This is a genomic window from Salinispora goodfellowii, from assembly GCF_059570675.1.
In genome coordinates this window covers 243,203-261,406 of sequence record NZ_JCANTD010000001.1, presented here as the reverse complement: position 1 = coordinate 261,406, position 18,204 = coordinate 243,203, and the positions used below count along the sequence as shown (strand labels likewise).

The following is an 18,204-nucleotide window of genomic DNA, read 5'->3' as shown; positions in this document are numbered from 1 at the left end:
GCCCGGGTGACCAAGCACCTCGGGCCCCGTCTCAGTCCGCTTAGATCTGCTCCCAGCCCAGCGGGTTGCCGCGTGCCACGTCCCGGGTGAAGGTACGTCCGAGCACCCGGTCCAACTCGTCCGGGTGCAGGCCCCCGGCCGGTCGGATGGATCGGATGTTCGCGCGGGTAACCGGCTCTCCGGCCCGCACATCGGCGACCACGTGCAGCGAGCGACGGAAGCGCAGGCCCTCGCGTTCGGTGGGGGTGGGGCCGACCACCGCACTACCCATCGCCGCCCAGGCGCGCTCGGTCTCCACCCGCAGCGCGGCCAACTCGGCCGGTTCCAGCGAGAAGTCCGAGTCCACGCCCCCGTCGGCCCGGGCCAGCGTGACATGCTTCTCGACCAGGCAGGCCCCCAACGCCACCGAGGCCACCGGTACCCCGATCCCGGGTGTGTGGTCGGAGAGGCCGACCGGCAAGCCGAAGGCGTCGGCCAGCACCGGTATGCGGCGCAGGTTACTGTCCTGCGGAGGCGCCGGGTAGGAGGCGGTACAGGCGAGGAGCACCACGCCGTCGGCGCCACCCTCGCGGGCCGCCCGGACCGCGGCGTCGATCTCCGCCATCGTGGCCATCCCCGTGGAGATGACCAGTGGTTTGCCGGTGCTCGCGACCAGCCGGATCAAGGGCAGGTCGACCAGTTCCGAGGAGGCGATCTTGTACGCCGGGGCGTTCAGCTCCTCCAGCAGCTCCACCGCGGTGCGATCGAACGGCGAGGAGAAGACAGTCAGTCCGTGCTGGCGGGCCCGCTCGAAGAGCGGTCCATGCCATTCGTACGGCGTGTGCGCCCGCTGGAAGAGTTGGTAGAGGTTCTCGCCGCCCCACAGGTCATGCCCGTCGGAGATGCGAAAGGCCGGGCTGTCGTGGTCGATGGTGATGGTGTCCGGCGTGTACGTCTGCAGCTTGAGCGCGTGGGCGCCGCTCGCCGCCACCGCGTCCACGATCTCCAGTGCCCGGTCCAGGCTGCCGTTGTGGTTGCCGGAAACCTCAGCGACCACGAGTGGCGGCTCGCCGGGCCCTACCAGGTGCGGCCCGATCTTTACTGTGCTGCTCATGTTCTCCTGCTCAGTTCTGTCCACACCACCTGGTGCGGTTTACCGTCAATGTCTCGTTCATAGCGCCGGACGACGCGGAACCCGAAGCGGCGGTGTAGCGCCAGTACCGGTTGGTTGTCGGCCAGGGTCTCCCCGCCGAGGGTTTGGGCCGTGAGTGATTCGAAGGCGTGCTCGATCGCGGCCTGCTGTAGCCCGATCCAGGCGGGTAGCAACTCGCCGCGTTCCTCAAGTCCCACAATGTCCAGGTAAAACCCCCAGGTCAGGGCCTTGTCCTGGGAGGTGACGCCGGTGAAGGTCACGACGCCGGCGGGCTTCCCACCGTGCAGATAGATGAGCACCCGGCGGTCGGGCTCTGCCCGCACCGCCGACCACCAGGCCAGGTGTTCCTCCGGAGCGATCTCGTGCTGGGTCAGGCTCGTGGCGCGTACCTGGGGGTGGTTGCGCCAGCGCCGCATCCGGTCGAGGTCTTCGGAGTCGGCCGGACGCAGGGTCGCGGTCATCGGGAAGCCGTCTGCGGGTCAGGCCGCTGCTCGGCGGAGGTCGCCGGAAGGCCGGCGGAGGTCGCCGGAAGGCCGGCGGAGGTCCCCGGACTGCCGGCGGACGCGATGGTGCCGGAACCCGACTGAGGCCGCCTGGCGAGCCGGTGCGCGGTGCGCAGCGCGGTGTAGAGCAGGTAGCTGTTCGTCGCCAGGAGGCGATGCTTCAGGCCCCGCACCCCACGGGGGCGCGGATAGCCGCCGGCCGGCCGGTAGCGCTGGTACTGGGCGGCCGCCCTACGGAAGAACGGGCGGCGCAGCTGCGCGGGCATCCGATGGTCGTTGCCCACCACCACGAGCAGGTGACTGACCATCAACCCGAACAGGTCGGCGTGCAGTCTGGTCTCCTGGGGATAAGCGGTAGACAACCATTCGAATAGTCGTCTGTATTGGTGGAACGCGTCGAAGTGTCGTTCGCTGGGGGTGGCGGTGATTGCGCCGGGTCGGCCCAGACGGTAGTAGTAGCAGGCCCGATCGAGTACCGCGATCCGCTCCGCCGCGATAAGCAGCGGGTGGCTGAATGGGATGTCCTCGTACCAGCCGGGGAAAAAGAGTAGGCCCAGATCGTCGAGGAATGATCGGCGGATCACCTTGTTCCAGGCGGTGTGTTGGACCCGGAGCAGTTCCGGGCGCTCGTTCAGCCGGACGCAGCCGTTCACCTCCCGGAGAAGCGGGCTGCTGGCGTCGGGCTCTTTTCGGCCGTCGTGGTGTACGCGGAGATGGTCCAGTAGCAGCACGTCCGGTTGATCGGTGCGCAGTCGCGCCAACACCGCTGGCACCGAGCCGGGTGGCAGCCAGTCATCGCTGTCCACGAACCAGACGTATCGGCCGGTCGCTGCCTTCAGCCCGGCGTTCCGGGCCAGGCCGAGCCCCACGTTGTGCGGCAAGGTGACCGTACGCGTCGCCGGCCGGCGGTTGGCGTAGGCGTGCAGCAGCTCGCCGCACCGGTCGGGGGAGGCGTCATCAACCGCGACCACCTCTACATCGGTGGCGTCGACGTCGTTCAGCCCGCCAAGGATCGAGTCGAGGCAATTATATAGATATTCCTCAACGCGATATACGGGGACGATCACGCTCAGCAGTGGCTGTCGAGTATTGGTGACCACCCGGAGAGGTTAGCGGGAACGGGTGGGGGACTGTTGGTGTGCGGGATGAGAGTTTCTTGAACGGTTTTGGAGCACCAGGTTAAGAAATGTGTTTCGCGATTGACGCCCCGAAGGTGCGCTCGGAAGCGTCTCCCGCCGAGCGGGACCTATGGAGCTCACACCATAGGTCCCTACCGCCGTCGAGCAGCAACTCCGCATGGTCACCTGGTCCAGCTACCCCGGACTGCTCACCGGTGGAAAAGCTGGCGAATCCGGCTACTCATCGCGTCGCGAACCTGGGCGCGCAGGCTGCTGCTGCTGGTGGTGTGTCGCCGAGACGCCTTCTTCTTGGTCTCCGTGTGTCGGTCATGCAGCCACTGCAGGCGGGTCTGTAGCTCGTCGTTGGTGAGGGTGTGCAGCGGCTGGACCGCCGGCGGGAAGGAGACCTGGCTGACCCGTTGGTCGAAGCGGGCCGCGCTCTCCCCGTCAGCGAAGGTGTTGCCCAGGTCGTGTTTGGTCAGGAAGCGGATCATCGTCTCGAAGCGGGCCTTGTGCCCCTCATTCAGGGCGGTGTAATCGGCCTCTGCATAGAGGTCGGCGGCATCGACATCACTCGGCAGGCCATCCATGATCCGGTGCGGGATGTCGAAGTAGCGGGCCAGCTCCAGGGTGCGGGAGTCGTGCGCGAAGAGGTAGCCCGGGGTGCCGGCGAGAAGTGCGGCGATGGTCCCGTGGATCCGGGTGCCGAAGTTGAAGTCGAACCCGGAGAGGTAATCCATCCATGTGGACGGGTCCACGAACATTCGCACCTTGTCCTCGACGAACAAGGGGTGCGAGGTGTGGATGGGGATCGGGCTGACCTTGCCGCGGTTGTCCCGTGCGTCGCCGTAGAGAAGGGTGCCCAGGGTCTGCAGGTCCTGGGGAACGTAACGAAGGTTGGGGTACTTCTGGTGATGACCTGCCACCACCGACGCCATCGACTCCACGTACGGCGATATCGTCATGGCGACCCGATCCTGTGGGCCCAACGCCGCCTTGCTCTTCTCGATCCGCAGGCTGTCGCCGTGCAGGAACATCGACGGACAACCGATCTGTTCGACGGCCGAGAATCCGAGCGTGCGCAGGTAGTCCTCGGTCACCTCGCCGCGTACGCCGATGGTGTGCGAGCGGTCCAGCACCGCTCGGCAGAACGCCTTCACCGCGTCGTCGATCGGGCGCAGGTATTCTCGGTCGCCGTGGATGTCGGTCTGCACGCCGACGCCGAGTACCACTACCGGGATCGTCAGCTTCTCGATCACCTGGGTCAGCGCCCGCAGCCCGTTGACGTAGCTGCGCCGGAACGCGTTCGCCAGCGGCACCACGAAGACGTCTTGCGTCTCGTTGATCTTTTCGGGATCGTATGACTTGGGGCGGAACCTGGTCGTGATCTCGGCGTTGGAGGTGGCGAGAAGCTTGTACGCCGCATGGCTGAAGATCAGGTTGCCGCTGTTGTCGCCGAGGCGGTTCTGTTCGAACGTCTCCTCTGGGCTGAAGACGCGGAACGGATCTTTCAGGGCGCGCAGTAGGATCCGCTGGTGCACGCGGGTTCCGCCTTTCACTCGGTGCCATGTTGGCGTATCGCCCTCTTGGCTTGAGGTAGCCGCACGAGCGCAGAACAGAGATCGTATTGTACCGGCGGGAAGGGCTGGTGCCGTTCGGGTGCCCCGGCCTGCGCGGGCTGGCGACTGGCTGGGCTGCGGTGGAGGCCGCGCACACCCTCCAGGTAGTGGTGGATTGGACGTTCATCCCTGGCTCGCCCAGCCCTTGCCTTCTGGTGGCCGGGGTGGTGGCCAACCCTGGATTCGAGCGAAGCTGTGGGCGACGGCGCGGCTGCTCACAGCTTGCGCGTGAACCGATTTTTATGAGGTCACTCATAGTTCGGCCGAATCGGTCAAGCGCCTCAGGTTGACCGATTAACCCAGTCCTGCCTGTGGCAATATTCGGCGAGCCGTCCGGTTCTTTACCCCGGGTTCCGTGATGGTCTGCCGTCCCATTGATTCAGAGCGGGCAATGCTGTCCGAAATTCCGGTCATGATCGATGTTTAAGCAGGTCAGGGTGGGTTGGCAGGCGGGGTGTTGGCCAGTAGTGTCGGCGCGTCCAGTGCGGTATCCGATCGCAAAAGGCGACACCGCGCGGACCTGCTGATCGCCCAAAGGCGAGCCGGGAAGCATTGCACCCGGGGTGAATATGCATGTTCTGCGGTAGGGCGTGCTGCCCGCCCGAATCCGTCAGCTAACCCGGTCGGCGGTGTCGGAAGGAGTTTGGCTTTCGTACGTATGAACCGGAACTGACCCCTCGGGTGACCCGCCGTTCCACGGCGCGTGGTGCCCGCCCCCGTCCGGCCGGTCGCCGGACGCTGACCAACCACCCCAACGCGCGGCCCCGCGGGCGCGCTTCCTCGTGGCCACCCTGCCAGCGGATTCGTTCTGCGCGGCTCTCCTGACGCTGCCGTCAACGGCATGGTGCGCCCTCCAGTCCTGACAGCTTGTGGAGGACCCGTGATGCATCACCTCAAGCGACAGCTTCGCCGTTTCGTTTCTCAGCCGCCGTACCAGGTGGCCGCCGCGTCGGCGGCGGCCTTCGTGGTCGTCGCCGGTGCCGGTGCTCTGGCCGTCGACAGCGACGAGGCTCCTGCCCCGGCGCAGCCGACGACTGCCGCAACAGCTGAGGTGCGGGGTGAGGTTGCCGCCGTGCCCGACGAGGCCCGCGCCACCACACCCGCCAGCCCAGCGCCGTCGAGTCCATCGTTGTTTAGTGCCGCCGCCAGCGATGCCGCCCCGGACCCGGATCTGAACGCGGAGACGCCGACGTCCAAGGTGTTGGAGTACGACTACCAGGCCCAGATCAATTTCTACTACTGCGGCCCGGCGGCCGTTCGCAATGCCCTCAGCGCCAGCGGTGTCGAGCGGACGCAGGATGAACTCGCGGGCCCGTTGGGCACCGACCAGTTCGGCACCGACTCGGCCGAGGACACCACGCGGGTACTCAACGCTGAGGTGGCGGGCGAGCCCTACCAGACCCGGATGATTTCCGGCGGCTCAGCCACCCCGACGCAGATGGACCAGCTGCAGGCCGATGTCGTCAAGGCCATCACCGACGACCGGAGCGTGGTGGTGAACATCGCCGGCTCAGCCACCGACACCACCGGCGGATGGCACTCCTTCCCGGGCGGCCACTACGTCGCCGTGGTCGGGTACGACGACGATGGTCGCCTGGTGCAGATCGCCGATTCAGCGAACCCCGCGACCAGTTCGTACTGGATGACCACGATTGCGTTGGCGAACTGGGCTGCGACCCGCGGATATTCCGCCTGACCACCCCACCGACCTCGTCCGACGGGCACCGGACCCTTCCCAGGGACGGTGCCCGTCGGCGTGTCGGACCATCCGGGACGGCCGGCGTGCGTGGCGGGCGCGGGTGGGAGGGAAGTCAGGTGGTGGCAGCGGTGTCCGCTGCCCGCGGGGCCGGCACCACCACGGTGTCCTGCTCGTCGAGTTCCTGACGAGCGGCGGTGAGGAAGCGCTCGGCATACGAGTCGGCGGGAAAGTCGCCCAGGTAGCGCGTCCGGGTGGCCCACCGTGACTCGGCCAGCGGGTCTTGGCCGAGTAGCAGGTCCAGCACGGCGCCCGCGTCGGGGGTGTCCCGCCGCAGCACATACCCGGATGCGGCGAGGGGAAAGTCGATCGGGAACCGGTCACCCAGGTCCAGCATGTCGGTTACCGCGTACGGCTTGCCGGAGTAGAGGTAGTCGGAGACGACCCCGGACACGTCGGAGACCAATGCGTCCGAGCGGTTGACGCACTCGGCGAGGCTCAGCCGGCGACTGGCGGCACCGAACACGTGTTCCCTTCCGGTGCGGGCCCGGTCGGCGGAGAGTAGGCCGTGTAGCTGAGCGAGTTGCCGTGCGGAGGCCGGGTTCTGGGAGGTGTACGGGTGGGCCCGCAGGATTACCGTCACGCCCCGCTCCAGTAGGCCCCGGAGCAGCGTCTCCGCGATCGGAAGCGAGCAGTAGTCGGTGTCCGCGTGGTGACCGGTCCAGGTCGGCGTGTAGAGCACGGTCGGCGCGGCGGTGGTGACCGGTCCCCGGCGTACTTCGATCCCCGCGGCCTGGGGACGGCCGACCACGACGAATTTCTCGGCGGGGAGGTGGACGCCGGCGCGAGCATATCGGTCGATTGCTGCCTGGCCGGCCACGAAGATTCGGTCGAAGGTACCCGATGCCGGGTTGGCGCTGGGGGCCTTGTCGCTGTCGCCATGGTGTAGCTGCACGTGGGTGAGCCGGGTGAAACGGACGCAGTGGCTGTTCTTCGCGCCGTGGTTGACGTAGAACGCCACCTTCAGACTTGGCACCAGCACCTCATCCATGCCCTTGATCGTTGGGCAGAGGATGACCGGCGCCCGGGTTGCGGCGGCGACACTGGCCAGAAATTCGGGCTCCCGTACGAGCACCAGGAACGGCCGACCGATCTGCTCCAGGTGTGGTAGCCACATCTTGACCTGGTACTCGGAGCCGGGCGGGGCGGAGAAGTAGAGCAGAAACTCGGGCTGGTGCAGGCGTACCGCCCGCCCCACCCCGCTGCCCGCGGACGGCTGCCGGAACCGGCCCCGAGCCAGTCTCAACCCGACCACACCGCTTATCGCCACGACCAGCAGCACGGCGGGCAGGGTCACCCAGACGGGCAGGTCAAGGCCGGCGGCCACGGCGACCACGGCGAGTAGTCCGAGCAGCACGTCGTCGAGCCGGGTGCCGATCGCCGCGGTCCACGTGCGGACCGGGAGGTTGGCTGCCCGATTCTCGTGCGCGCTGGCATCCCGCAGTGGCCCGACCAGCAGCACCAGGCCGAGCAGGAGCGGTGCGGTCAGGGCGAGCGACGGACCGATCCGGTGGGCGTAGGCCACCAGGATCGTGGCGGTGATCAGGACCGTCTCGGCAGCGATATTCGCTTTCGGTCGTACCTGGCGCTCCACCGCGGCGGCGGTGAGGGCCGCCACGGCGATCGTGATACCCCAACCGGTTGCCCCGGTCAGCGTCACAACGAGGAATGCCAGCACCGCCAGCCCGGTGGTCAACACCCGGGCATGCAGCTTCCGGACCAGGTCCCCACGCATGTCGCCGGCTGCCTCCGTTCTTCGGTCAGCTGGCGCTGGAGCCGCTGAGAAGTGCTTCCCCGGCGGGCGGGGACGGCTGGGTCGGCACGGCTGTCACCGGCTCGTCGGGCGCCCGGCGCACGTCTACAACCTGGCCGGTGAGCTCCGAGATCAGTGCATCCAGGGATGCCTGAGCGACCGCCTCGGCAGAGAGCAGGGTGTGCTGGGGCTCCGCCCCGAATGCCTTGGTGCGCATCGGGGTCGCGGTGCGTTCCGGGTTGATGCAGTTGACCCGGACCCCGAAGTCGGCCCATTCGTCGGCGAGGGCCTGGGTCAGGTTGACCAGGGCGGCTTTCGTCGCGGAGTAGAGCGCGTACTGGGCCCGACCCCGGGTGTATGAACTGGAGGTGTAGAGCAGTAGCTGGCCCTTGGTGCTCTGGAGATAGGGCAGCGACTGGCGGGCGGCGATGACCGGACCGACGAGGTTGACCTGCAGGATCCGATCCACAATGTCGTCGTCCATTTCGGCCAGCGCACCCTTCTCCAGGATGCCGGCGGTGACCACCACGTAGTCGATTCGCCCGGTTGCCTCGAATGCGGTCTTGAGCGCGGCTTCGACGTCCTCGGCTCGCTGGACGTGGGTACCGGTGCCGGAGCGGCTGAACGGGAAGACCTGCGCGCCGTAACGCTGAGCCAGCTCCGCCAGTTCATGGCCGATGCCGTAGCTGCCGCCGAAGATCACCACCGTCCGGCCGGTCAGCGCCTCGCTGTAGCTGCGGTGGTCGTCCAGCTGGGGCGATCGGGCGGCGGAGAGCTGGAAGAGCTTGTCCGCCAGGTGCACGTCGACCGGGTGGGTGACCTTGATGTTCTCGTCCGAACCGTCGATCACCTTGATTGGGGTCCCGGGCAGGTAGCGCAGCACTACACCGCAGTCGTCGGTGGCGGCGAAATCGGGGTCACTCTCGGCCCGTCGGTACGCTTCCCGGATAGTGCTGGAGCGGAATGCCTGCGGGGTCTGGCCGCGGCGCAGGGTGGATCGGACCGGGATGTCGGTGATGCAGTCGTCCTCGTCAACCTGGATGATGGTGTCGGCCGAGGGGATCGCCACATCGACAGCGGCGTACGTCCAGAGCGCATTGACGCACTCCCGAACAATTCGGGCACTGACCAGCGGGCGGACTGCGTCGTGGAAGAGGAGGTTGACTTCGTCCCCGCCGACCGCGTCCAGTGCGATGCCAGTGGTGGCGTTGCGCGTGTCGCCGCCCTCGATGACCTTGCTGACCTTGCGGAAGTGGGCCTTGTCGACGATCTGCTGGGCCTCCGCGACATGGCCAGCGGCCATCAGCACGATGATTTCGTCGATCTCGGGGGCGGCCTCGAAGACGGCCAGGGTGTGCGCGATAATCGGCTTACCGGCGATCTTCAATAGTTGCTTCGGGATGCCCAGCCCGAGACGGGTCCCGGTGCCGCCCGCCAGTACCACCGCCACCGTCCGCGTGGGCCGCCACGGTGTCGCCGCAGCCGGCGCGTTCTGCGGGCTGGTGGTGTGGTCCTGGGTCATTGCCGATCCTCGCTCTCAACGATGTACCTTTGCGGGTCACCCGACACTATTTGCCGTTCGAGAAGTCTTCATAGGCGCGGAGCACCTCGTCGGTGGGGCCGTCCATCCGCAGCTCACCTGACTCTAGCCAGACCGTCCGTTCACAGGTGTCCCGGATGGAGGAGAGCTGGTGGCTGACCAGGAACACGGTGCCGGCGCTCTCCCGCAGCTCTCGGACCCGCTGCTCGCTGCGCTTGCGGAAACCCTTGTCGCCGGTGGCCAGCGCCTCGTCAATGAGCAGCACCTCGTGCTTCTTTGCGGCGGCGATAGAGAAGCGTAGCCGGGCCGCCATGCCAGCGGAGTAGGTACGCATCGGCAGTGAGGCGAAGTCGCCACGCCGGTTGATGCCCGAAAAGTCGATGATCTCCTGGGTGAGCCGAGCGACCTCGTCCGGTCGCATACCCATGGCCAGACAACCGAGGATGACGTTCCGCTCTCCGGAGAGGTCGTTGAGTAGCGCGGCGTTGACACCGAGCAGGGACGGCTGTCCCTGGGTGTAGATCGCGCCCCGGTCAACCGGGAGGAGTCCGGCGATCGCTCGCAGCAGGGTCGACTTCCCCGAGCCGTTGCTGCCGATCAGGCCGATGGCTTCACCCCGGTACGCGGTGAAGCTGACTCCCTTGACCGCGTGGACCTCCCGCACGTTGGGAGCGGAGGTGCGCTTGACCAGCCGGCGCAACGACGCCGCCGCGCCGCCGGCGGCGGCCCCCATGTGTACCCGGTAGGTGATGTGTGCCTCGTCGACGACTACCGTGGGGATGCGGGGTGTGTGTGGTAGCACGGGGGCTTTTTCGGACCCGCGGAAAGGCTCAACCACGACCGTACTCCTGCTCGCCGCGCCAGAAGTAGATGAAGCCGCCGACGCCGGCAACCACAGCCCAGCCGGCTGCGACCAGCCAGAGTTGCAGCAGCGAGTCGTTCAGCAGCGGAGCCTGCTCCAGCAGCGTGCACCGGGCCAGCTCGATATAGACCAGCAGCGGGTTGAATTGGACCAGGGTGGTGATCCAACCGGGTAGCCGCTCGAAGAGATTGACGTTGTAGAGCACGCCGGAGCTGTACATGAACGTGCGCAAAATAAATGGCATGACCTGTTTCAGGTCGCTGGCTTTCGCCCCCATCCGAGCAACCGTCATCACCATGCCGGCGTTGAAGATCGCCTGGAGTAGCAGGGCCGGCGGCAACAGCAGCCACTCCACCGTGAGTGGCTCGCCGGTTACCAGCACTATGGTGATCAACACGATCATTGAGGCCAGTAGCTGCTGGAACTGGGTGAGGGTTGCGGCCAGTGGCAGGCTTGCCCGGGGGAAGTGCAGAGCCCGGATCAACCCGAGGTTGCCGCTGATGGACTGGGTGCCGGCCATTATCGAAGTCTGGGTGAAGTTGAAGATAAAAAGGCCGGTGGCCAGATAAGCGATAAAGTTGGGGATCTCGTTTTGTGCCAAAACCACGCCGAAGACCAGGTAGTAGACCGCGACGTTGGTTAGTGGTGTCAGCACCTGCCAGACCTGGCCCAGCCTGGCGCTGCTGTAGGAGGCAAGGAGTTTTGCGCTGGCATACGCGGAAATGAAGTGCCGATAGGTCCAGAGCCGACGGCTGTATTCGCGTAGCGGCAGGCGCTTGCCGGCGACCTGCAGCCCGTGTCGAGCGGCCAGCTGCGCCTGGGTCAGGCCCGCGTCGGGGCCGGCCAGGGCGGTGTCGGCCATGAGCTGGGCACTCCGATCTTCCATGCCAGTGGGTGGGGGGTGAGCTGCCCGGGTGCGGTCCGGTCGCCGCGGCGGGCTCGCTGCTGCCTGGACAGTAGTCCACCGAACGTCAGGACGCAACGGTACCGTCGTTGCGGTAGGTTATCCCACGTGGGAGCCGAGATTGAGTCTCCGGCGACGGCCGGGAAGAGGCGCACGCCCGCCGGCGCGGCGGTGCTGCGGGGTGAAATCACCACGGCCATCCGTCGGGCCCTGTTGCAGGAGCTCGCGGCCGTGGGATTTGGCCGGCTCTCCATCGAGGCGGTCGCCCGTCGGGCCGGGGTAAGTAAGACGGCGGTCTACCGGCGTTGGAATTCCAAGCTGGCACTGGTGCTGGAGGCCGTGGTGGCGGCGGCCGGCAGCAAGCTGCCGGCGCTGGACACCGGGAGCCTGCGCGGCGACTTGAGCCTGCTGTTTCAGGTGGTGCAGCATGCCCTGCGTCATCCGCTTGCCGCGCAGATCATCCCCGACCTGGTCGCTGAGGCGGCACGCAACCCGGCGCTCGACCAGGCGCTGCAGGAGGTGCTGCGTAGTAAGCAGCAGGAGATCGGCGGCCGGCTGGTCGAACGGGCGGTGCACCGGGGTGAACTGCCGCTCGGGGTGGACCAGGACGTGGCGATCGACCTGATCGTGGGGCCGCTCTACTGGCGGCTCGCCATCGCCCGGTCGGCACCGACCGACGCCTACCTGGAGGCGTTGGTGGAAGTGGTGGCGACGGGGCTGGCCGCTGCTCCGGCCGTGCCCCGCCCGCGCCCCACCCCGACGACCTGACGAACAACACGGCCGACAATCCGGAAGTTGGCCACCAGGCCGCCGCCGCGCCGGACAGCCGGTGCGCGGAGCAGCGCCGGGAGCGCCGGGAGCGCCGCTCGCCGCTGGTGCGGAGTATGCGCTGTCCAGGGAGGGTGAATAGACGGTGTAGTGGGCGCTACCCGTGGTGTTCCCTGGCTCAGGGAGCCGCCTACACTAAAGGAGAACCGTAAATGCGGGATAACATCGGGCTTGGCCCGGTGCACCCCGCGGCGTCGAGGCCGAATCGGGCCGCTGCCCTGCGCCGGTGCCTCTGACCGGGGCGTGTCCCAGCAGTGGTACGGGTCACGCCGGCCATACCAGTTGTCGACCTTCTAGGGAGCGGACGCATTGTTCGGCAAGTTGATGGGGCCGGCGGGCGGTGCTGCCCGGGGTGCCGTGGTGGTGTTCTGCTACCTGGCGATGCTGCTGGCTGGCGCGCTCGGCCAACCCGCACTGTTTGTCGCGGCCGTGGTGCTGGCTTTGCTGGGCGAGTTCACCTTGACAAGGTTCTCGGCGGTGTCAAAGGCTCTGCTGGGGAAGGTCGGCCTGACCAGGTCATACCGGCAGCTCACCCGGGACGCCGCCAGTGTGCTGCTGGTCATCTCCGCGGTGCGCCCAGATGCGGTGCCGATAGCCTGGCTGATGGTGCTGGTGGTCTCGGTGTGGGTGATCGCGGTCCTCTCTCGCGCGTTGAACACCATGATCGATCGGCGCAACTCCGTCCCGGCCCTGGTCCGGAACATTGACCTCGCCTCGAATCGATCGGCGCCGCGCCCACCGTCCTGGGCTGCTGACGCTACTGGTGACCGGCTTGCCCTGAGTAACATTCTGCTGATCCCCGGGGCGGTTGCCGCCGCGGTCACCGGCCAGGTCGCCCCCGCACTCGTCACCGGGGGGATCGCGGTGTCGATCGCCGCGGTTGTCGGCTTGGTGGTGGCGGCGACCTGGCTGCGCGGCCGCGGCGCCGGCGAGCCAACCCTGCTGCCGAAAGTTCAGTTCTGGTTGGCTGATCACCAGCCAGAGGTGGCGCTGTACTTTGCTGGTCCAGCCAAGGATGTCTACCAGGCGAACATGTGGCTGGCCCCGACCGAGGCGTTGGAGCGTCGGGCGGTGGTGTTGATGCGTAGTCGAGAGGCGTTCGACGCGTTGGCTGACACCAAGCTACCCGTGGTTTGTGTGCCGGCCGGGGTTGATTTCATGAACCTCAACCTGGGTAGCATTCGGGCCGCTCTCTATACGGCGAATGTTGGTGCGAACATCCACATGCTCCGTGAACCGGGAATGAAGCATGTCTTCGTCGGCCACGGTGATAGTGATAAACAGGCAAGCGTCAATCCATACAGCAAGGTGTATGACGAGGTCTGGGTGGCCGGGTTGGCTGGCCGGGAGCGGTACGACCGGGCGGCGGTCGGCGTGCGTGACGAGGACATTGTCGAAATCGGACGTCCTCAGTTGGCTGGTGTGCACACCTTCGGTTCGGAGGTCGCCGAGCGGCCATTCACTGTGCTCTACGCCCCCACCTGGGAGGGCTGGCTCGCGGGTGACGAGTACCACACCTCGCTGACCCTGATGGGGGAGCGAATCGTCAGGGAGCTGCTGGAGAGTCGCCCGGCGGTCCGGTTGATCTACAAGCCCCACCCGCTCACCGGCTCCCGTTCCAAGGAAACCCAGGCGGTGCACGAGCGGATTGTGGCCCTGATCCGCGCGGCCGACGGCGAATCAGCGGCGACCTCATTGGACGGATCGCGGCACCTCGTCGTGACCGGTCGCGTGCCGGCGTTGTTTGATTGTTTCAATCAGACAGATCTTTTGATCAGCGATGTGTCCAGTGTGGTTTCGGATTTCGTGCAGAGTCAGCGGCCGTACGTGGTGGCCAACCCAGGTGGATCGCCAGAGGACGAATTCCGCCGGGAGAATCCGACCACGCGGGGCGCTTACCTGCTTTCGCGTGACTGCGGAGAGTTGGAGAAGATCCTCGGGTTGACTCGGGCCGGCGACGACCCGATGACCGAGGTGCGGCGGGAGCTGAAGACGTATCTGCTGGGGCCGGACGAGCCGAACGCGATGGAGCGGTACCAGGCCGAGGTCGTCCGGCTCTGTGGCTGAGTCGAGGTAGCGGGCTGGGGCTAGGTAGTAGCCGGAGCGGGGGAGGGCCGTCGATGCCCCCCTGTTCGTCATCGGTGGATGCCATTCCTGTCGCAGCGGGTTCGCCACGTGGCGGGCGACGACCTCGCCTTTGGCGTTCACCCAGCCCTGTGACCGGGTTGCCGACCAGCTCGAGTTGGGCAGCCGCTCTCCCTCTTGTCGCCGATGTCTGCGACCATTCGTGGTCAACGGAGGCGAGAGTTGGGGGCGCTGGGTGCGGATCCTGCTTGTCGAGGACGACCACCGGGTGGCCGCCGCGCTCACCGCGGCCCTGACCCGGCGCGGTTACCAGGTGGAGCACGCGGCGACGGTCGCCGCCGCGCTCTGCGCAGCTCCGTGCGACCTGGCCCTGCTGGATCTCACCCTGCCCGACGGAGACGGCACCGACCTGTGTCGGGAGCTGCGGCGGCGCAGCAACCAACTCGGGATCATCGCGGTGACCGCGCGGGGGGAGGAGCGCGACCGGGTGCTGGGGCTGCGGATCGGTGCGGACGACTACGTGGTCAAGCCGTTCTCGATGGTGGAGTTGCAGGCCCGGATCGAGGCGGTGCTGCGCCGCGCAGCCCAGGCCGCGCCAGAGCGCAACCTGATCGAGGTCGGTCCGGTCCAGATCGATGTGGCGGCCCGGACGGTCCGCATCCACACCCAGGAGGTGGCGCTGACCCGTAAGGAGTTCGACGTGCTCCTCTCCCTGGCCCGCCAGCCCGGGGTCGCCGTGCCCCGCGATCGGATTCTGCTCGACGCCTGGGGCACCACCTTCGCCGACCGGCACACCGTCGAGGTGCACGTCGGCTCGCTCCGCGGCAAGCTGGGCGACCCCCGCCTGGTGGAGACCGTACGCGGGATCGGCTACCGGCTGCGGAACGGGTGAGGTGCGGTGCGCCGTCGCCTGGTGATCAGCTATCTGCTGCTGATGGTGCTGGTCCTGGTTGCCCTGGAGACCCCGCTCGCGGCCACGCTGGCCAGTCGGGAGACCGAGCGGGTCCGCGCCGACCGGCTCGCCGACGCGACCCGCTTCGCGTCGTTGGCCGACGCGGCGCTGCGCGGCGGCAGCACCGGCCCGATCGGCAGTGAGTTGGACCGGTACGACGAGCTGTACGGCATCGGCGCCGCGGTCGTCAACCGGGACCGGCGGACGGTGGTCGCGTCGCCGAGCTGGCAACCCGCCGCGGGCACCCGGGGGGCGCTCGACGTGGCCCTCTCCGGTCAGCAGGCCAGCGGGCCCGACTCGGTGCTGCCGTGGCTGGACGCACCGATCGTCGTCGCGGTGCCGATCAACGACGGCGGCGAGGTCCTCGGCGCGGTGGTCACCACCACCCCCACCGATCGGATCCGGGCGGCCGTCACCACCTGGTGGCTGCTGCTCGCCGGTGCCGGCCTGCTCGCGGTGCTGGCCTGTGTCTCGACCGCGTTCGCCCTGGCCGGATGGGTACTGCGACCGGTCACCGAGCTGGACGCGGTGACCCACGAGATCGGCGAGGGCGACCGGAACGCCCGCGTGCAGCATCGGCAGGGCCCACCCGAACTGCGCCGCCTGGCGGAGAGCTTCAACCATATGGCCGAGGCCGTGTCTGACGTGATGGATCGGCAGCGGGCCTTCGTGGCGCACGCCAGCCACCAACTCCGCAATCCGTTGACGGCACTGCGGCTGCGGGTCGAGGAACTGGGGCCCAGCCTGGGTGACCCGCAGGGCGCGGCCGAGCACCAGCTTGCCCTGGCGGAGACCGACCGGCTGGCGCTGGTGCTGGATGCGCTGCTCACCCTGGCTCGGGCCGAGCGGACGGAGAACCTGCGCGTGACCGTTGACGCGGCAGCGGTCGCCGCGAGCCGGGTCGCGGCGTGGGAGCCGCTCGCGCGCCGCCGGGGGATTACCCTGCGGCTGGACCCCGATGCTGCCCCGGCGTACGCGAGAACCGTGCCGACCGCCGTTGACCAGGCGCTGGACGCGTTGATCGACAATGCGGTGAAGTTCAGCGTCGCGGGGGGTGAGGTGACGGTGACGGTTCGGGGTCGGGAGGACGGGACGACCCTGCAGGTATGCGACACCGGCCCGGGTATGACAGCCAGCCAGCTCGACCAGGCGACCGAACGGTTCTGGCGGGCGCCGGAGGCGCAGAACATCGATGGTGCCGGGCTGGGGCTGGCCATCGTCGCCGTCCTGGTGGACGCCTCCGCGGGGCGGCTCAGCATGCGTCCGAACCAGCCCCATGGCCTGGTCGCTGCCCTCTGGTTTCCCGCGTCGCTGCCCGCTACCGCCGACGACGGGGAGCAGGACGCGTCCCGCCCTGCGGCTCGGTGCTGACCGGTGGCTACGGTTTGACCGCGTTGTACCAGGCCACTGCCCCAGGGTGCAGTGGTAGGGGCGTGGTGTTGATGGCCGAGCGAGGACTCATCCGGCCGGCTGCGGGGTGCGCCGACGCCAGTTCCTCGCGTCGCTCCATCAGTAGCCGGGTCAGGTCCCGGACCAGTCCCGCTGGCAGGCCGGCCCGGACGATCAGGTAGTTCGGGTTGGCGACGGTGGTCACCGGGTCCACGCCGTACACCGAGCGGGGAACGTCCCGGGAGACGTAGAAGCCGGGATGCTGGGCGCGTAGCGGCGTGCTCCACTCGCCCAGGTCGACCAGCCGGACGCGCCGTTGTGCGGCCAGCGTCGCCACCGCCCCCACCGGTAGGCCGCCGGAGAAGAAGAACGCGTCGATCTGGCCGGCCCGCAGCGCCTCGACCGAGTCGTCCAGGCCGAGCCGCTCCCGGCGTACCGCGTCCCCGCCGAGCTGGGCCACGTCGAGCAGTCGGGACGTGGTGATCTCGGTGCCGGAGCCGGATGCCCCCACCGAGACCCGCCGGCCCCGCAGGTCGGCGAGGGTACGGACGCTACTGGTCGGGGTGGTGACGAGGTGTAGGAGGTCGTCGTAGACGCGGGCCACGGCGGCCATCGTCGGCGGCGTGGCCGGGACGGCGGGGAGCGCGTCGGCCTGGGTGAAGCCGAGTTCCGCTTCGCCAGCGCTCACCAGCCGGATGTTCTCCGCCGACGCGGCGGTCACCAGCACCTCAGCCTCGACGTTCGGCAGTTCCCGGTTGAGGATGGTGGCCAGTGACTGTCCGAAGGCGTAGTAGACGGCGGTGGGACTGCCGGTGGCGATTCGGATCTGCACGGTTGGTGGCGGGCCGTGCTGGCATCCGGTGAGACCCGGCAGCGCCATCGCCAGAAGCAGTACGGGTAGCACCGCGTAGTGGCGGCGACCTGGGACTCTGATCACGCGCTGCACTGTGCGCCGGACGCGTGGTCGAGCGCAACCCGGATCGTCCGCCGATCCGGTCCCGGCGCTCGACCCGCCCACCCACCGATAAGATCAGCTGTTCATCAGCTCGGGGGTGGCGGCCCCAGCTCGGTGGCCTGCATGATCCGTACCCGGGCCGGCCCGTGTGGCACGCTCACCAGATAGCAGCCGGTGCCAGGGCGCAGTATCGCCGGTGCGTCCAGCAGGGCGGCGCTCCGGACGAGGATCGCCGCCAGGTCCCGGTCGGTCACCCGGATTCCGAGGATGTGCCGGCGGATGTGCCGGCCACCGGCCAACAGCGCGGCGCGCCAGGCCGCTGCGGCCAGCCGGGTCCGCCCCACTCGTCGGGGGAGGGACGCGTCGCGCACCGGCGCACCGATGAGTTCCCCGCGTCCGCGGCGCCAGCTGGCAGCCAGGGTGGCGGCGTACCCGGGTTGTTGGGCCGGGGCGATGGTCAGCCGGTGCAGCTCGTAGCGGCGGCGTAGCCCGCCGATGGCGCGTTCGTGCGTGACCGGAACCTCGAGCTGGTGGAGCAGGTGACGGAGCCGCTGTGCCGCGTCCTCGCGGTTGAACTCCACCCGCCCGGGCGGGTGGCCGGGGGCGCCCCGCTGGCGTCGGGCCGCCGTCGGCGCGGTCGCGCAGCGCAGGAGACAGGCGGCCTCGAACGCGGCGGTCAGGGTCCGCCGGTCCAGCGGCGGTGGGGTCGACGCTGACCGGGGACGGTCCAGCAAGGTCGGGTTCACCGTGGGACTCCTTAGCGGCGTCGGATTTCCCCTACGGTGACGGCTGTCACAGGCGTAGGGAA

General features: G+C 68.2%; 15 protein-coding genes and 1 riboswitch. Of the genes, 5 read left to right on the top strand and 10 right to left on the bottom strand.

All coding sequences use genetic code 11. From position 1 onward, the window contains the following. Window positions 1–40: 40 nt before the first annotated feature. The 4 genes from pseI to T398_RS01225 form a co-directional block, all read right to left on the bottom strand. Window positions 41–1,093 (bottom strand): pseudaminic acid synthase, encoded by a 1,053-nt coding sequence (gene pseI, locus T398_RS01240; protein ID WP_496443642.1) that lies wholly within the window; start codon window positions 1,091–1,093, stop codon window positions 41–43. After that, the gene (locus tag T398_RS01235) at window positions 1,090–1,593 is read right to left on the bottom strand and encodes a GNAT family N-acetyltransferase (protein WP_496443640.1); all 504 of its coding nucleotides are present in this window, start codon (window positions 1,591–1,593) and stop codon (window positions 1,090–1,092) included. The genes pseI and T398_RS01235 overlap by 4 nt, the downstream gene beginning before the upstream one ends. Continuing rightward, a complete protein-coding gene (locus T398_RS01230) occupies window positions 1,590–2,735 on the bottom strand; it encodes a glycosyltransferase family 2 protein (protein WP_496443638.1) in 1,146 nt (381 codons plus the stop codon). Before T398_RS01230 ends, T398_RS01235 begins: the two co-directional genes overlap by 4 nt. A gap of 227 nt (window positions 2,736–2,962) precedes the next feature. Next, window positions 2,963–4,294: a polysaccharide pyruvyl transferase family protein gene (locus tag T398_RS01225; protein ID WP_496443636.1), complete on the bottom strand. Its 1,332-nt coding sequence runs from the start codon at window positions 4,292–4,294 to the stop codon at window positions 2,963–2,965. Between the two features lie 596 nt (window positions 4,295–4,890). Further along, window positions 4,891–5,016, top strand: a riboswitch (cyclic di-AMP (ydaO/yuaA leader). Window positions 5,017–5,255: 239 nt separating this feature from the next. Between T398_RS01225 and T398_RS01220 the strand changes: the two genes are divergently transcribed. Continuing rightward, window positions 5,256–6,068: a C39 family peptidase gene (locus T398_RS01220; protein ID WP_496443634.1), complete on the top strand. Its 813-nt coding sequence runs from the start codon at window positions 5,256–5,258 to the stop codon at window positions 6,066–6,068. A gap of 115 nt (window positions 6,069–6,183) precedes the next feature. On the opposite strand, the gene T398_RS01215 is transcribed toward T398_RS01220, so the two are convergent. The 4 genes from T398_RS01215 to T398_RS01200 are packed head-to-tail and all read right to left on the bottom strand — an operon-like array spanning window position 6,184 to window position 11,145. After that, on the bottom strand, window positions 6,184–7,863 hold the full coding sequence (locus T398_RS01215; RefSeq protein ID WP_496443632.1) for a CDP-glycerol glycerophosphotransferase family protein: 1,680 nt from the start codon (window positions 7,861–7,863) through the stop codon (window positions 6,184–6,186). 25 nt (window positions 7,864–7,888) lie between these two features. After that, window positions 7,889–9,403, bottom strand: coding sequence for a D-ribitol-5-phosphate cytidylyltransferase (locus T398_RS01210; RefSeq protein ID WP_496443630.1), 1,515 nt, complete (start codon window positions 9,401–9,403; stop codon window positions 7,889–7,891). A 46-nt stretch (window positions 9,404–9,449) separates the two neighbouring features. Next, window positions 9,450–10,259, bottom strand: a complete 810-nt coding sequence (locus T398_RS01205) for an ABC transporter ATP-binding protein (RefSeq protein ID WP_496443628.1) — start codon at window positions 10,257–10,259, stop codon at window positions 9,450–9,452. After that, a complete protein-coding gene (locus T398_RS01200; protein WP_496443626.1) occupies window positions 10,252–11,145 on the bottom strand; it encodes an ABC transporter permease in 894 nt (297 codons plus the stop codon). Before T398_RS01200 ends, T398_RS01205 begins: the two co-directional genes overlap by 8 nt. 213 nt (window positions 11,146–11,358) lie before the next feature. On the opposite strand from T398_RS01200, the gene T398_RS01195 reads away from it, so the two are divergent. The 4 genes from T398_RS01195 to T398_RS01180 all read left to right on the top strand — a co-directional run bounded on the left by T398_RS01195 (window position 11,359) and on the right by T398_RS01180 (window position 16,423). Next, a complete protein-coding gene (locus tag T398_RS01195) occupies window positions 11,359–11,955 on the top strand; it encodes a TetR/AcrR family transcriptional regulator (RefSeq protein ID WP_496444055.1) in 597 nt (198 codons plus the stop codon). 369 nt (window positions 11,956–12,324) lie between these two features. Further along, window positions 12,325–14,082, top strand: a complete 1,758-nt coding sequence (locus T398_RS01190) for a CDP-glycerol glycerophosphotransferase family protein (protein WP_496443624.1) — start codon at window positions 12,325–12,327, stop codon at window positions 14,080–14,082. 253 nt (window positions 14,083–14,335) lie between these two features. Continuing rightward, entirely contained in the window at window positions 14,336–14,992 is a 657-nt protein-coding gene (locus T398_RS01185; RefSeq protein ID WP_496443622.1) for a response regulator transcription factor, read from the top strand. A gap of 6 nt (window positions 14,993–14,998) precedes the next feature. Further along, window positions 14,999–16,423: a sensor histidine kinase gene (locus T398_RS01180; protein WP_496443620.1), complete on the top strand. Its 1,425-nt coding sequence runs from the start codon at window positions 14,999–15,001 to the stop codon at window positions 16,421–16,423. Between the two features lie 7 nt (window positions 16,424–16,430). Here the strand turns inward: T398_RS01180 and T398_RS01175 are convergent, their stop codons facing one another. Both T398_RS01175 and T398_RS01170 read right to left on the bottom strand, forming a co-directional pair. Continuing rightward, window positions 16,431–17,387, bottom strand: coding sequence for a TAXI family TRAP transporter solute-binding subunit (locus tag T398_RS01175; RefSeq protein WP_496443618.1), 957 nt, complete (start codon window positions 17,385–17,387; stop codon window positions 16,431–16,433). Between the two features lie 95 nt (window positions 17,388–17,482). Then, window positions 17,483–18,142 (bottom strand): hypothetical protein, encoded by a 660-nt coding sequence (locus T398_RS01170; protein ID WP_496443616.1) that lies wholly within the window; start codon window positions 18,140–18,142, stop codon window positions 17,483–17,485. Between the last annotated feature and the right edge of the window lie 62 nt (window positions 18,143–18,204).